At 66.6% G+C, this 14,270-nt stretch carries 11 protein-coding genes and 1 tRNA gene; 5 read left to right on the top strand and 7 right to left on the bottom strand.

What is annotated here, in order from left to right:
* Positions 1 to 20 precede the first annotated feature (20 nt).
* The 4 genes from ftsE to prfB are packed head-to-tail and all read right to left on the bottom strand — an operon-like array spanning position 21 to position 3,233.
* Entirely contained in the window at positions 21 to 710 is a 690-nt protein-coding gene (gene ftsE, locus HF886_RS05080; RefSeq protein WP_169619707.1) for a cell division ATP-binding protein FtsE, read from the bottom strand.
* 31 nt (positions 711 to 741) lie between these two features.
* Positions 742 to 1,209: a hypothetical protein gene (locus HF886_RS05075; protein ID WP_169619708.1), complete on the bottom strand. Its 468-nt coding sequence runs from the start codon at positions 1,207 to 1,209 to the stop codon at positions 742 to 744.
* Positions 1,206 to 2,093 carry a mechanosensitive ion channel family protein gene (locus tag HF886_RS05070; protein ID WP_169651720.1) on the bottom strand — a complete coding sequence of 296 codons (888 nt, stop codon included), beginning with the start codon at positions 2,091 to 2,093 and terminating at the stop codon, positions 1,206 to 1,208. The genes HF886_RS05075 and HF886_RS05070 overlap by 4 nt, the downstream gene beginning before the upstream one ends.
* Before the next feature lie 21 nt (positions 2,094 to 2,114).
* Positions 2,115 to 3,233 carry a peptide chain release factor 2 gene (prfB, locus tag HF886_RS05065; RefSeq protein WP_169619710.1) on the bottom strand — a complete coding sequence of 373 codons (1,119 nt, stop codon included), beginning with the start codon at positions 3,231 to 3,233 and terminating at the stop codon, positions 2,115 to 2,117.
* A gap of 32 nt (positions 3,234 to 3,265) precedes the next feature.
* Here prfB and hisN point away from each other — a divergent pair, with 32 nt between their 5' ends.
* The 3 genes from hisN (at position 3,266) to HF886_RS05050 (ending at position 6,797) form a co-directional block, all read left to right on the top strand.
* Positions 3,266 to 4,054 (top strand): histidinol-phosphatase, encoded by a 789-nt coding sequence (gene hisN / locus HF886_RS05060; protein ID WP_169651719.1) that lies wholly within the window; start codon positions 3,266 to 3,268, stop codon positions 4,052 to 4,054.
* A 111-nt stretch (positions 4,055 to 4,165) separates the two neighbouring features.
* Positions 4,166 to 5,557, top strand: coding sequence for an acyl-CoA dehydrogenase family protein (locus tag HF886_RS05055; protein WP_169651718.1), 1,392 nt, complete (start codon positions 4,166 to 4,168; stop codon positions 5,555 to 5,557).
* Between the two features lie 28 nt (positions 5,558 to 5,585).
* On the top strand, positions 5,586 to 6,797 hold the full coding sequence (locus HF886_RS05050) for an acyl-CoA dehydrogenase family protein (protein WP_169619713.1): 1,212 nt from the start codon (positions 5,586 to 5,588) through the stop codon (positions 6,795 to 6,797).
* Between the two features lie 84 nt (positions 6,798 to 6,881).
* Here the strand turns inward: HF886_RS05050 and HF886_RS05045 are convergent, their stop codons facing one another.
* A complete protein-coding gene (locus HF886_RS05045) occupies positions 6,882 to 7,826 on the bottom strand; it encodes an alpha/beta hydrolase family protein (protein ID WP_169651825.1) in 945 nt (314 codons plus the stop codon).
* A gap of 328 nt (positions 7,827 to 8,154) precedes the next feature.
* Here HF886_RS05045 and HF886_RS05040 point away from each other — a divergent pair, with 328 nt between their 5' ends.
* Positions 8,155 to 9,843 (top strand): acyl-CoA synthetase, encoded by a 1,689-nt coding sequence (locus HF886_RS05040; RefSeq protein ID WP_169651717.1) that lies wholly within the window; start codon positions 8,155 to 8,157, stop codon positions 9,841 to 9,843.
* A 57-nt stretch (positions 9,844 to 9,900) separates the two neighbouring features.
* On the opposite strand, the gene HF886_RS05035 is transcribed toward HF886_RS05040, so the two are convergent.
* Positions 9,901 to 9,977 (bottom strand) — tRNA-Met (locus HF886_RS05035).
* Between the two features lie 452 nt (positions 9,978 to 10,429).
* On the opposite strand from HF886_RS05035, the gene HF886_RS05030 reads away from it, so the two are divergent.
* The gene (locus HF886_RS05030; protein WP_169651716.1) at positions 10,430 to 10,999 is read left to right on the top strand and encodes a transglycosylase family protein; all 570 of its coding nucleotides are present in this window, start codon (positions 10,430 to 10,432) and stop codon (positions 10,997 to 10,999) included.
* 122 nt (positions 11,000 to 11,121) lie between these two features.
* On the opposite strand, the gene HF886_RS05025 is transcribed toward HF886_RS05030, so the two are convergent.
* Positions 11,122 to 14,118, bottom strand: a complete 2,997-nt coding sequence (locus HF886_RS05025) for a UPF0182 family protein (RefSeq protein WP_346765302.1) — start codon at positions 14,116 to 14,118, stop codon at positions 11,122 to 11,124.
* Positions 14,119 to 14,270: the final 152 nt, after the last annotated feature.

Raw genomic sequence — 14,270 nt, 5'->3', positions numbered from 1 at the left:
AGGCGGGAGCGGGACTGGTGCTAGCGGCCGACGCCGTACACGCCGCGTGCCTCATCGCGGACGAGCCGCCCGAGATCGAGTTCGACGACCCGTCGCCGCATCGAGTCGACGATGTGGTGATCGTGCGTCGCCATCAGGACCGTGGTGCCGGTGCGGTTGATGCGCTCGAGCAGCAGCATGATGTCCTGGCTGGTTTCCGGGTCGAGGTTGCCGGTGGGCTCGTCGGCCATCAGCACGAGCGGACGGTTGACGAACGCCCGCGCGATCGCGACGCGCTGTTGCTCGCCGCCGGACAGTTCCGCGGGAAGCCTGTCGGCTTTACCCGAGAGCCCGACGAGGTCGAGAACCTCGGGGACGGTGCGCTCGATCACCGTGCGGGGTTTGCCGATCACCTCGAGAGCGAAGGAGATGTTCTCGGCGACGGTCTTGCGTTGCAGCAGCCGGAAGTCCTGGAAGACGCAGCCGAGGTTCTGCCGCAGTTTCGGCACCCGGCGACCGGACAGCCGATTGACGTGGAAGTCCGCGACGTGGATTTCTCCGCTCGTCGGCCGGTCCTCCCGCAGCAGCAGACGCAGAAACGTCGACTTACCGGAGCCGGACGGCCCGATGAGGAACACGAACTCGCCCTTCTCCACTTCGACGGACACGTTGTCGAGGGCAGGACGCGTGGACGTCTTGTAGGACTTGGACACATTCTCCAGCCGGATCACGACGCCATGCTAGCCGTTACCGGACGGTGATCTACTGCTCCGGCCCACCGGTCTCCGAGGTGTCGCTCTGCTCGTCCACGCTCGGGAGTCCCGGAATCTGCAGATCGAAGGGCATCTGCCTGGTCGTCGTGGTCGTGCCGGTCGTGGGTGCCGGCGGAGCAGGTTCGGTCCTCGTGGCGGTCGGCACGCCCGGGTTCGGCGGCACCGTCGTCGTCACGGACGGCGGGGTGCCGGTCCCGGACGGATAGGTGGTCGCCGTCGGAGGCAGTGTCGTCGCCGTCGGTGCGGTCGACGCCGGAGGCACATACGGAACGTAGGGCGTCTCGGAGATGATCACCGCCGACGGGGGAACTTCGGCAGGCTTGTCGGGCTGGTTGAGGAACAGGTAGAGCATCCACAGCGCGAGCCACAGCACACACAGCCCGAGCGTTGCGGTGCGGACCTTTCCACCGAACAGGTGAGACGGGATGCGCGACCAGAACCGCTTCTCGTCGCTCATGGGGCGGCCTCCGACCGGTCGACGACGCTTGCGGTACCGAGTTGCGGTGTAACGGTAATCCCCTGGACTCGCAGAGCACGTGCGATCCGTGCACGCAGCAGGCGCCCCACCTGGAATTGCTTGCCGGGGAGGGTGCGCGCCACCATCCGCACGCTCAGCTGATCGACCTCGAGGCTCTCGACACCCATCACGCTCGGTTCGTCGAGAAGCAGTTCGCGCACGCGGGCGTCGTTGTAGGCCGCGACTCCCACCTCTCGCAGGATGTCGGTGACATCGGAGATGTCGGCGCTGACGGGAATGGGTACGTCGACCACGGCCCGCGCCCAGTCCTTCGACAGGTTGACCGCCTTGTTGATCTGCCCGTTCGGCACGATGATCACTTCGCCGGCGGTGCTCCGGACGCGCGTGACTCGCAGCGTCACGTCTTCGACGGTGCCCACCGCGTCCTCGGAGGCGCCGGTCACGGAGATCTGGACGGTGTCGCCGAACCCGTACTGCCGTTCGGTGATGATGAAGAATCCCGCGAGGATGTCCTGGACGATGCGCTGGGCACCGAAACCGAGCGCGGCACCGATCACGGTCGCCGGCGCCACCAGGGTGCCGAGCGGCAATTCGAGATGGTCGAACACCTTCAGCGTCGCGACGATGTAGATGAACGAGATCAGCATCCACGTGATGACCTGCGCCATCGAGTGGCGATGCTTGGTGGCCTCCGACCGGACGAGGTCGTCGGACTGCTCGTAGCTCTCGTCGATACGCCGGGTGATCCGCCCGCCGCCCCACGACACGAACCGGGCGATCAAGGTCGCACCCAGCACGGTCAGGACGATCAGCAGCCCGTTGCTCGAGAGCCAGTCGAGAAGACTACTCCCGGGAAACACCATGCGACCGCCTCTCGCCCCCACTCACGACTTCTGTTCCTCCCGCATCCGCCAGCGGATTCCGGCTTCGAGGAAACCGTCGATATCTCCGTCGAGCACAGCGGACGGGTTGTTGACCTCGTACTCGGTGCGCAGGTCCTTGACCATCTGGTACGGGTGCAGCACGTACGACCGCATCTGGTTGCCCCACGAGCTGCCGCCGTCGCCCTTGAGCGCGTCCATCTCGGCGCGCTCTTCCTTGCGCTTGCGCTCGAGCAGCTTGGCCTGCAGCACGCGCATCGCGGCAACCTTGTTCTGCAACTGCGACTTCTCGTTCTGGCAGGTGACGACGATGCCGGTCGGGATGTGGGTCAGTCGCACGGCGGAGTCGGTGGTGTTGACCGACTGGCCACCCGGGCCGGACGAGCGGTAGACGTCGACGCGGACGTCGTTCTCGTCGACCTCGATGTGGTCGGTGGTCTCCACCACGGGAAGCACCTCGACCTCCGCGAAGGACGTCTGACGACGGCCCTGGTTGTCGAACGGGCTGATGCGCACGAGCCGGTGCGTTCCCATCTCGACCGAGAGCGTCCCGTAGGTGTACGGCGCCTTGACGGCGAAGGTCGCCGACTTGATGCCTGCTTCCTCCGCGTACGAGGTGTCGTAGACCTCGACGCCGTAGCCGTGCTTGTCCGCCCACCGGACGTACATACGCATGAGCATCTCGGCCCAATCCGCCGCGTCGATGCCACCGGCACCCGCACGGATGTTGACGAGGGCGTCGCGCTGGTCGTACTCGCCCGACAGCAGCGTGCGCACCTCCATCGCCTGGATGTCGACACGCAGGCTCGCACGCTCGGCGTCGGCGTCGGCGTGTGCCGCGACGGCGGCGTCACCTTCTTCGCCTTCGGCGAGTTCGTAGAGCACGGGCAGATCGTCGAGGCGCTCGCGCAGATTCTCGACACGCCGCAACTCGCCCTGCGCGTGGGACAGCTCGCTGGTCACCTTCTGCGCGTGCTCCTGGTTGTTCCACAACTCGGGATCCGCGGCCTGGTGCTCGAGTTCGTCGATCCGGCGGCGCAACTCCTCGACATCGAGGACGGACTCCACGGTGCGGAGGGTCGTATCGAGCTCGGCCAGGTCTGCAGAAACATCGGGGTGCACGATTTTCAAGGGTAGCCGCTAGCGTTTGCTGCATGCCCACCGACTACACCGCAGATCTGGACCTTGCTCTCCGCCTCGCCGACGAAGCGGATGCGATCACCCGCAACCGCTTCGGCGCACTCGACCTCGAGGTCGACGACAAGCCCGATCTGACCCCGGTGTCGGACGCCGACCTCGCCGTCGAACGGCTGATGCGGGAGGTTCTCGGGGCCGAGCGGCCCGGCGATGCGGTGCTCGGCGAGGAGTTCGGCGGCGACGCGGTGTTCTCCGGCCGCCAGTGGGTCGTCGATCCCATCGACGGCACCAAGAACTTCGTTCGGCGCGTGCCGGTGTGGGCCACACTGATCTCTCTGCTCGACGACGGAGTGCCCGTGGTCGGCGTGGTGAGCGCGCCGGCCCTGAACCGGAGGTGGTGGGCGGCAGCGGGCGCGGGCGCTTTCGTCTCGTACGACTCGGGAGAACCTCGGCGCATCACGGTGTCGCAGGTACGCGCACTCGAGGCGTCGTCACTGAGTTTCTCGAGCCTGACGGGCTGGCGGGAGCGGGGCATGCGCGAGCAGTTCATCGGCCTCACCGACGACGTGTGGCGGGTGCGCGCCTACGGCGACTTCTTCTCGTATTGCCTGCTGGCGGAAGGCGCGCTCGAGATCGCGCTCGAGCCGGAGGTGTCGCTGTGGGATCTTGCCGCGCTGGACGTGCTGGTGCGCGAGGCCGGCGGCCGGTTCACCGATCTCGAGGGCGCCGACGGACCACACGGCGGCAGCGCGGTCGCGACGAACGGGCACCTGCAGGACGAGGTGGTCGGGCGCCTGCGGCCGTGAGGTGACCGGGTGGCGATGCGGGAACGGGAAAGAACTTACCGAAAAGTAGACACCGGACCTTACTCAGAAGTAAGATAGGTCACCGTCCGCTCCCGCATCGAGAAACCTCTGGTGATCATGAGCAAGCAAGACAGCGTGCCCCGGAACACACCTCGCGACACGTCCGCCGTGGGTCTGAACCCGTTCAAACGCGACGCCATGGGTGCCGCGATGCGCGTTCTCACGCGGATCACCGGGTCCGAACTCGCCGATCGGTACAACATCCGGCAGACCATCGACCGGGTCACGTACCAATCCACGAAGACCGGATTCAAGACGCTCGGCGCCGCGACCCGCACCTTCAAGAAGGTCTCGGGCGGCAGTTCGCCGCAGCGCCTGACGACGGCGAAGAACGCCGACTTCTTCGACCTCACGCCCACCGACGATCAGCAGATGATCACGGAAACGGTGCGCGAGTTCGCCGCGGAGATCATTCGCCCGGCCGCCTACGACGCCGACGCCGCCGCGGCCGCCCCCGCGGACCTGCTCGCACGCGCCGCCGAACTCGGCATCACCATGGTCAACGTCCCCGAGGCGTTCGACGGTGTCGCCACCGAACGCGGCGTCGTCACCAACTCCCTGGTCGCCGAAGCGCTTGCGCACGGCGACATGGGTCTCGCACTTCCGATCCTCGCCCCGAGCGGTGTCGCCGTCGCGCTGACCCAGTGGGGCACCGACGAGCAGCAGCAGACCTACCTTCCCGCATTCGCGAGCGAGGACGTCCCCCAGGCGTCGGTGGTGGTCGCGGAACCGCGTGCTCTGTTCGACCCGTTCGCCCTGCAGACCAAGGCGGTCCGCTCCCCCAGCGGTTACCGCCTCAACGGAGTCAAGGCGCTCGTACCGGCCGCGGGTAGCGCCGAACTTTTCATCGTCGCAGCGGAACTCGACGGAAAGCCGTCGTTCTTCATCGTGGAGGCGAAGAGCAAGGGCGTCGTCATCGAGGCGGACCCCAGCATGGGCCTGCGCGCCGCCGGACTCGGACGTCTCCTGCTCGAGGACGTCGCGGTTCCGCAGTCCGCCCTGCTCGGCGACGAGAACCCGGACGTGCGCGCCGAGCAGTACGCCGACGCCGTGCGGCTCTCGCGCCTCGGCTGGGCGTCGCTCGCACTCGGCACCTCCCAGGCGGTGCTCGACTACGTGATCCCCTACGTCAACGAGCGGCACGCGTTCGGCGAACCGGTCAGCAATCGTCAGGCCGTCGCATTCATGGTCGCCGACATCAAGATCGAATTGGACGGCATGCGTCTGGTGACCCTGCGCGGCGCATCGCGCGCGGAGCAGGGCCTGTCGTTCGCCCGCGAGGCCGCGCTCGCCCGCAAGCTCGCGACGGACAAGGGCATGAAGATCGGCCTCGACGGCGTGCAGCTGCTCGGTGGCCACGGTTTCACGAAGGAACATCCCGTCGAGCGCTGGTACCGCGACCTGCGTGCCATCGGTGTCGCCGAAGGCGTCGTCCTCATCTGAGCGGCCCGATCCGAACAAGGAACCTGTGATGATCAATCTCGAACTTCCCAAGAAGCTCAAGGCTTCCGCGAACCAGGCCCACCAGGTCGCCGCGCAGATCTTCCGTCCGATCTCCCGCAAATACGATCTCGCCGAGCACGAATACCCCGTCGAGCTCGACACGATGGCGGCCATGGTCGAGGGCCTCAACGACTCGGGTCAAGGCACCGCGGGCGCAACCCTCGGACGCGACGCGAAGGCCAAGACGGAAGCGTCCGGAAATCTCAACGGCGGCAACATGGCCGGCCTCCTCAATGTGATCGAAACCTGCTGGGGCGACGTCGGCCTCACGTTGTCGATCCCCTATCAGGGCCTGGGCAACTCCGCCATCGCAGCCGTCGCCACCGATGAGCAACTCGAGCGCTTCGGCAAGGTGTGGGCCTCGATGGCGATCACCGAGCCCGGATTCGGGTCCGACTCCGCAGCGGTGACCACCACCGCCGTGCTCGACGGCGACGAGTGGGTTCTCAACGGCGAGAAGATCTTCGTCACCGCGGGCGAGCGCTCGACGCACGTCGTCGTGTGGGCGACCGTGGACAAGTCCCAGGGCCGGGCCGCGATCAAGTCGTTCGTCGTGCCGCGGGAAGCGCCGGGTCTCAGCGTCGCCCGGCTCGAGCACAAACTCGGCATCAAGGCGTCCGACACTGCGGTCCTGCTGCTCGACAACTGCCGCATCCCCAAGGACAACATCCTCGGCTCACCCGAGGTGAATGCCGAAAAGGGTTTCGCCGGGGTCATGCAGACCTTCGACAACACCCGTCCGATCGTGGCAGGCATGGCCGTCGGTCTCGGCCGCGCGGTGCTCGAGGAGTTGCGGGTGATCCTGAAGGACGCCGGCGTCGAGGTGTCGTACGACGTTCCCGCCAACAATCAGCACGCTGCGGCGGCCGAGTTCCTGGCGCTCGAGGCAGATTGGGAAGCGGCGTATCTGCTCGCCCTCCGGGCGACGTGGATGGCCGACAACAAGAAGCCCAATTCCCTCGAGGCGTCGATCTCCAAGGCCAAGGCGGGCCGGACCGGCACGGCAGTGTCGCTCAAGGCGGTCGAACTGGCCGGCACGTACGGGTATTCGGAGCGTCCGCTGCTCGAGAAGTGGTCACGCGACTCGAAGATTCTCGACATCTTCGAAGGCACCCAGCAGATTCAGCAGCTCATCGTCGCGCGACGCGTACTCGGAAAGTCGTCGGCCGAGTTGAAGTAGACCGGCCGCACAGCAACTGCGCCACAAGCCGACAGACGCGATGGGCGGCACCTTCGGGTGCCGCCCATCGCTCTTCGAAAGCTCCTACCCCGCCCGCAGAGCGCTGAGGATGTGCGGCCGGGCCCGCCACAGTTCCTCGGACCAATACGGCCAACTGTGGGTGCCGACGTTCGGGAAGTTGTACGTCGCACCGATGCCCAGGCTGTCCAGCCGCGCTTGGAACGCGCGGGTCGTCGCGAGGGACAACGCTTCGAGTCCCATGCCGTTGGCGGTGTTGACCACATCCACCATGTTCTCGACCCGGTTCGCATATCCGGGGATTCCGCTGCCCGCCGAGACGTACATCGGCAACCCGCGCAGGCTCTCGGCCTGAGTGAACGGGTCGTTGCGCGCCCACGACTCGTCCCACGGCGGACCGTACATCGCATCGACGTTGTACAGACCGGCGTCGAGCATCGCGATCCGGATCGCCGAGCGCATGCCCGGAGCATTGAGCCAGAGGTATCCCGAGAAGGATGCGGCGAACTTGAACTGATCGCGATGGTGCGCCGCGAGGTTCAGCGCCGCCGTGCCGCCCATCGACAACCCGGCGATGCCGGTGCGGGTGCGGTCCACTCCGCGTGCGGCGAGCGCGGCGGGCAGGTGACGGGTCAGGAACGTCTCCCACTTGTACGTCACGCCCTGCTGGTTGAAATTGCTCGCGTTGTACCAGTCGCTATACCAACTGGACTCACCGCCCACCGGCATCACGAGGGTGACGTCGTCGAGTGCGAACTGCTCGAAGGCGTTCGTCTCGAACGACCACGCGTTGGCATCCGGGCGGGCACGCATCCCGTCGAGCAGGTACAGCGACGCACTGCCGCCCCGCTTGGCCCACTGCACCTGGCACTTGATCGGGCCCATCTCCGAGGGCACCCAGATCTCTTCGTACCCTCCCCGGGGTACTGCCCTCGCAACGCCCGGTGCGGAGGTGGCCAGGGCCGCGGCGCCGGCGAGTCCGGCTGCGCCCGCGAACGCTGTCTTGAGCATCGTTCGCCTGTTGAGTGAGGGGTTGTCGGAGCGGGTCACGCGTAGCACCTGCACCCTTTCTGTGGGCATGTCACCCACGGACGTCGATCGAGTGTTCTCCGATTTCATCGACGCCCGGTGCGTCCGTATTACCCCGACCGACCTCCGCTCGGCGCGAATCGCCTGGTCGCCGGCGTTCTTCAGTGACATGTCCCACCATGCGCAGACTGCTGGGCGGTCGGCGCTCCCGAAAATACGGACATTCCGCCCCATGTGACGTGTATCACTACTAGGGTGAGGAGCGCACGCCGTTACCTCCATCCATGTATGCCGCCGAAAGGGCCTCCCGATGCCGGTGCTCGACCTCGCCAAAAAAGTCCGCGGTGCCCTCGACAGCGTCACTGACGCGGTCGGTGCTCTCGCCGTGATGCGGCGGGCGGGCCTCCTCCACTTCCCCCGGGTCGACCAAAGCGTCGCCACCATGGCCGCCGCACGTAAGTACGGGCCCTTCGCGGGGCCCGTGCACGCTCACGCCGCCCGCGGGTCGGACGTAGCCGCCATCATCGACGAACGGGGCGAGGTCACCTACCGGGAACTCGAAGACTGGTCGAACGGACTCGTGCACGCCTGGAAGAACGCCGGCGTCACTCCCGGCTCGTCGATGGGGATCATGGCCCGCAACCACCGTGGGCTCGTCGTCACGATGCTCGCAGCCGCCAAGCTCGGTGCGCGGCTGGTGATGATGAACACCGGGTTCGCCCCGCGCCAGCTCGCGGAAGTAGCGGAGCGGGAGGCGGTCACGACGTTCGTGTTCGACTCCGAGTTCGCCGATGTCGCCGCCGCGCTCCCCGAGAGCGTACGTCGTTACGTGTCGTGGAAGGACGACGAGGTCCCCGGTGTTCCCACGCTCGAGGAAGCGATCGAAGGAGTCGACGTCTCCGCGCCTCCGGCACCGCCGGCCTTCGGAGGATTCGTGCTTCTGACCAGCGGCACGACCGGAACGCCGAAGGGCGCACCGCGCGGTCGCACCTCTCCGCTCGCCTCTGCCCAGTTCCTCGACCGGGTGCCGCTGCGTCCGGGTCAGACCATGCTGATGGCCGCTCCCGCGTTCCACGGCACCGGGGTGTCGCAGTTCGCGATCGCCCTCGCCTTGGGGCAGACGATCGTGATGATGCGTCGCTTCACGCCGACGGACACGCTGAGCCTGATCGATCGGCACCACGCGAACGTGCTGGTCGTGGTGCCGACGATGCTCCAGCGAATTCTCGACCTCGGTCCGGAGAAGATCGCGGAGTACGACACGTCGAGCTTGAAGATCATCTTCTCGGCGGGTTCGGCGCTCTCCCCCGATCTGTGCCGCCGCACGCGCGAGTCGTTCGGAGATGTGCTGCACAACCTGTACGGGTCCACCGAGTGCGCCGTGGCGACCGTCGCGACACCGGAAGACATCCGCCTCGCCCCGGGTACCGCGGGGCGCCCTCCCGTGACCTGCCGGGTCGCGTTGTTCGATCCGGACGGTCGCCGCATCACCGAACCCGGCGTCGTGGGCCGCATCTTCGTCTCCAGCGGACTGAGTTTCGCCGGGTACACCGACGGCCGCGACAAGGAGCGCATCGACGGGATGCTCTCGATCGGCGACCTCGGGCACTGGGACGAGGAGGGACGGCTCTTCGTCGACGGCCGCGACGACGACATGATCGTCTCCGGCGGAGAGAATGTCTATCCGCTCGAGGTCGAGAACCTGCTCGCCGAGCGCGACGACGTGCTCGACGTGGCGGTGGTGGGCATTTCGGATGCGGATTTCGGGCATCGGCTCCGCGCGTTCGTCGTGCCGTCCTCGACCTCCGCCCGCGACGGCGAGGACATCAAGGTCTTCGTACGCTCCAACCTCGCGCGGTACAAGGTCCCCCGCGACGTGATCTTCCTCGACGAACTGCCGCGCAACGCGACCGGGAAACTGCTGCGGCGGGTTCTCGTCGAGATGGAGCCGCCACACAGCGGGGCCGACGAGGGCGAGTCTGCCGCGCCCACAGGCTGATCCGCAGTACACAACGTGCAAGGCCCGGGAATCACATGTGATTCCCGGGCCTTGTCGTGGTAGCGGGGACAGGATTTGAACCTGCGACCTCTGGGTTATGAGCCCAGCGAGCTACCGAGCTGCTCCACCCCGCGTTGCATGATCGAACCTACAGGAGCGCGGAATCGGAAAGCAAATCGCTCGGTCGGCCACCCCGAATGCACAGATGCGGCCCCTCCGACGAGTGAGGGCCGCCACGGCCATCGCATGATCCCCAACACATAACGTTGCGGTAACGATCTTGTCTCTACCAGCGCAACACGCCGCCGTGACCTGCGACGACATGTTTTTTCTTTCCCATATATCGGACGAGCGTCGTAACAATTCGCGGGATGAACCGGCCGAAAGGGACTTGTACCTTCGGTGCCGGTTCGACACAACCGAACCTCCGCCGGCCCGCCGCCTTCCACTCTGCCCCGCGGGATCCGGTGGCTACGACACGTCCGAGGGGCGGAGAGCGCGGACACGCGCCCAGACCTCGAGCACCTCGAGTGCGCCGGTCTTCGTGGCCACCGCAGTCCGCGAGCGCGAGAGGATCACAAAACCGATGACCAAATTCTTCAGCAAACGTACTGTCGGCACCGTGCTCGTCACCGGAGTCCTGGCGACCGTTCCGCTCGCTCTGACAACCGGTACCGCGTCTGCCGCCACCCACAACTGGGATGCGGTGGCGCAGTGCGAGTCCGGTGGTAACTGGTCCATCAACACGGGCAACGGTTACTACGGCGGCCTGCAGTTCTCGCAGAGCACCTGGGAGGCCAACGGCGGCACCGGCATGCCGCACCAGGCCACGAAGGAAGAGCAGATCCGCGTCGCGGAGAACACGCTGCAGACGCAGGGGCCGGGCGCATGGCCCGTGTGCGGTCAGTATCTGACGACGGTCGAAGAGCCGGCACCCGCGCCGGCACCGGCACCTGAGGTTGCACCGGCACCGGCACCGGCTCCCGTCCAGGAAGCACCGGCCCTCCCGGCCGAGGTGCAGCCGTACGTCGACATCGCGGTCCCCGCCGTTCCCGCCGAGGTCCATCAGTACATCGACGTCGCGCGCGGCGTGGCCGTGGAGCTGGGCTACGGCGAGCAGTTCGACCAGGTCCTCGACGCCCTGCCCGGCGTCTGATCCGGCCGACCCTCGGCATCCGCCGTCACGAAACGAAGCGGGGCCCCGCGGTAGAAACCGCGGGGCCCCGCTTCGTTCGTCGTCCGCACTCACTCGGCGGGCGGTTCAACCGGACGCGGAGATCAGCCTCCGCTGGACTCGTAGGCGTCCGTCGCGCGCTGCAACCGTTCCAGCGCCCGGCCGTACGCAGCGAAGTCACCGCTGCTCTGCGCCTCGGCCAGCTCGCTGAGTGCGGCATCCAGTTCGGCAACCGCGGCGTCGCGGCCCGCCGGGATCGGCGCAGCCGGGGACGGCTGCTCGCCGGGCGCCGGCTCGGCAGCGCCTTGCACGGCTTCCTCACGCGCCTCGTCCTCGACTTCGGCGGTCGGGAGAGCCACCCCGCCCGGAGCGGTGGCGGCATCGCCCACGCCTGCACCGAACACCTGGTCGAGCGCTGCCGCGAGAGTCGGCGCGTAGCCGATCCGCACGCCACCACCGGTACCCGGCTCCCGGTAGCTCACGAGCACCCGCGAAAGCTGCGGGAACGTCGAGGTACTACCCGCCGTCGGGTTGCGTTCGGTGTACATCGGCTGCACGTAGAGGATCCCGCCTTCGGCGATCGGCAACGTGAGCAAGTTGCCGTACTGGATCCGGTTCGATCTCTCGAGCAGCGTGCGTTCGGAGGCGACACGCGTGTCGGAGATCATCGCGTTCTGCGTTTGTTCCGGACCGAAAGTCTGCGTATCGGTGGGTAATTGCAGAATCGTGAACTTGCCGTAGTTCTCCGGGTCGGCCTCCACCGAGATGTACGCCGAGAGGAACTGCCGGTTGTAGCCGACCATCGCAGACGTCAACCTGAATGCCGGCTCGGCATTCTCCTGGTTACCCGTGAGCAGGTAGTACGGCGGCTGGTTGGCGCTGGTGTCCACGGTGGGATCCGCGGGCACCGACCAGAACGCGTTGTTGGTGAAGAACTCACGCGGGTCGTCCACGTGGTACTTCGCGAGCATCTCCCGCTGGACCTTGAACAGATCCTCCGGGTACCGGAAATGCGAGCGCAGTTCGTCGGAGATCTGATCCTGCGGGGTCACCGCATCCGGGAACACACCCATCCACGCATCCAGAACGGGGTCTTCCTCGTCGACCTGGTACAGGGTGACGGTGCCGTCGTAGGCATCGACGGTCGCCTTCACCGAGTTGCGGATGTAGGAGACCTCCTTGCGCGGGATCAGCCGGCCGGTGTTCTGGTCGATGCTGTCCTCGACCAAGCCCTCGAGCGACGCGCGCTGCGCGTACGGGTAGTTGTCGAGCGTGGTGTACGCGTCGACGATCCACACGATGCGACCGTCGACAGCGGCCGGGTAGGCGTCGCCGTCCGCGGTGAGCCACGGAGCGACCTTGGTGACGCGCTCGCGCGGATCGCGGTTGAACAGGATCTTCGAGTTTTCGCCGATGGCGCTCGAGAAGAGGATGTTGCGTTCGGCGTACTTCGCCGCGAAGGCGAGACGGTTGAACCAGTTGCCGATCCCGACGCCACCGCTGCCGGTGTACGTGTACTTCTCGGTGTCGGTGTCGTACTCACGCGGGCCGGACGCGTCGGCGCTGTTACCCACGATCGAGTAGTCCGGGTCTGCCTCGGCGATGACCTCACCGAAGTAGATACGCGGCTGCTCGACCGGGATCACCTGGTTCTCGGCGGCGAGCGACGCGAGGTCGCTGATCTGGTAGACCGGGTAGCCGCTGTTGCTGTTCGCGGCTTCTTCCGCCGATGTGCTCGCCGCAGCGTTGACCCGGTTCGCCGGAGCGGTGACCAGGCCGTTGCCGTGGGTGTACACGGTGTGGCGGTTGATCCAGTCGGTCTGGTTGCCCGTCAGGCTGGTCGGCGAGAGCTCACGAGCCGCAACGATGTAGTCCTCGACCTTGCCGTCGACCTCGTACCGGTCGATGTCGAGCGACTCCGGGTATCCGTAGAAGTTCTTCAGCTGGGTCTGCTGCGTGAACGTTCGGGGCAGGACGTTGGGATCGAGCAGGCGGGCGTTCGCGATCGTCGTGATGTCGGCCGGAACGTCCTCGGGGGATGTGGTGCCCACCCCCGGGTAGTCCTTGTACTCGACCTTGTCGTCGGTGATCCCGTACGCCACCCTCGTGGCGGCGATATTCCGCTCGATGTACTCGCTCTCCTTGTCTGCCGCGTTCGGACGGACGGAGAACTGCTCGACCATCAGCGGGTAGACAGCGCCGACCAGGATCGACGAGAGCACCAGCAACGCCGTCGCGAGCGCAGGAATGCGCAGGTCGCGCAGGAAGATCGCGGCGAAGAACGCGAGCGCGCAGATGACGGCGATCGCGAGCAGGATCAGCTTCGCAGGGAGCACGGCGTTGGTGTCGGTGAAGCCCATTCCGGTGAACGTGGGCTCCTTGCGTCCGCTCCAGAGCAGCTCGTACCGGTCGAGCCAGTACGCGACAGCCTTGAGTGCGACGAAGACGCCGGCCAGCACGGCGAGCTGGACACGCGCGGCGGTGGACATGCTGCCGCCACGCCCGGCGAGGCGGATGCCGCCGAAGATGTACTGCGTCACGAGGTTGGCGAAGAACGCCAGCACGACCGCGACGAACAGCCAGTTCAGGATGAAGCGGTAGAACGGGAGGTCGAATGCGTAGAACCCGACATCGAGCCCGAACTGCGGGTCGGTGGTGCCGAACTCTCCGCCGTTGAAGAACATCTGCACGGTCACCCAGCTCGCCTGTGCGACGAGTCCGGACAGCACGCCCAGCACGATCGGGATACCGAGCCCGAACGCACGCATCCGGGTCAGCACGCTCGTGCGGTAGCGCGCCACCGGATCGTTGGGTCCGGTGGTGGGGACGAATACCGGCCGTGACCGGTACGCGAGCAGCATCGCCAGCCATACGGCGACGCCGACGAAGAGACCCACCGCGAAGAACAGCAGGACTCGGGTCAGAAGAACCTTGATGTAGACGTCGCGGAAATCGACTTCCCCGAACCAGAGCCAGTTGGTGTAGGTATCCACCAGGCGCGGCCCCAGCAACAGCAGCACAGCGGCCACCAATGCGAGAACCAGCAGCACTTTGCTCCGTCTCGACAACGTCGGTACTCCGGTCGGGGGCCTCATGCCCACGTGCCACGCTCCCAATCGTCCGGCGGCGAGAAGAACGCCGCGAATGTATACCTCGTGCGTCACACCGCGTGACCGTTTCGCCCCACTCTACGGACTAGTCGCAGGACAGGTACGCGGTCCTCGATCCGTGGCCGGCGGCATCGGACCCACAG

Source organism: Rhodococcus sp. 105337, assembly GCF_012844225.1.
In the GTDB taxonomy this organism is placed as follows: domain Bacteria; phylum Actinomycetota; class Actinomycetes; order Mycobacteriales; family Mycobacteriaceae; genus Rhodococcus.
The sequence above is the reverse complement of the archived record's forward strand: the minus strand, read 5'-3'. Positions and strand labels throughout refer to the sequence as shown.

Excerpts from the sequence above, each read along its gene's own strand:
- HF886_RS05075 (WP_169619708.1), bottom strand. The coding sequence starts at position 1,209 with ATGAGCGACGAGAAGCGGTTCTGGTCGCGCATCCCGTCTCACCTGTTC.
- HF886_RS05070 (WP_169651720.1), bottom strand. The coding sequence starts at position 2,093 with ATGGTGTTTCCCGGGAGTAGTCTTCTCGACTGGCTCTCGAGCAACGGG.
- hisN (WP_169651719.1), top strand. The coding sequence starts at position 3,266 with ATGCCCACCGACTACACCGCAGATCTGGACCTTGCTCTCCGCCTCGCC.
- HF886_RS05050 (WP_169619713.1), top strand. The coding sequence starts at position 5,586 with ATGATCAATCTCGAACTTCCCAAGAAGCTCAAGGCTTCCGCGAACCAG.
- HF886_RS05045 (WP_169651825.1), bottom strand. The coding sequence starts at position 7,826 with ATGCTCAAGACAGCGTTCGCGGGCGCAGCCGGACTCGCCGGCGCCGCG.
- HF886_RS05040 (WP_169651717.1), top strand. The coding sequence starts at position 8,155 with ATGCCGGTGCTCGACCTCGCCAAAAAAGTCCGCGGTGCCCTCGACAGC.
- HF886_RS05030 (WP_169651716.1), top strand. The coding sequence starts at position 10,430 with ATGACCAAATTCTTCAGCAAACGTACTGTCGGCACCGTGCTCGTCACC.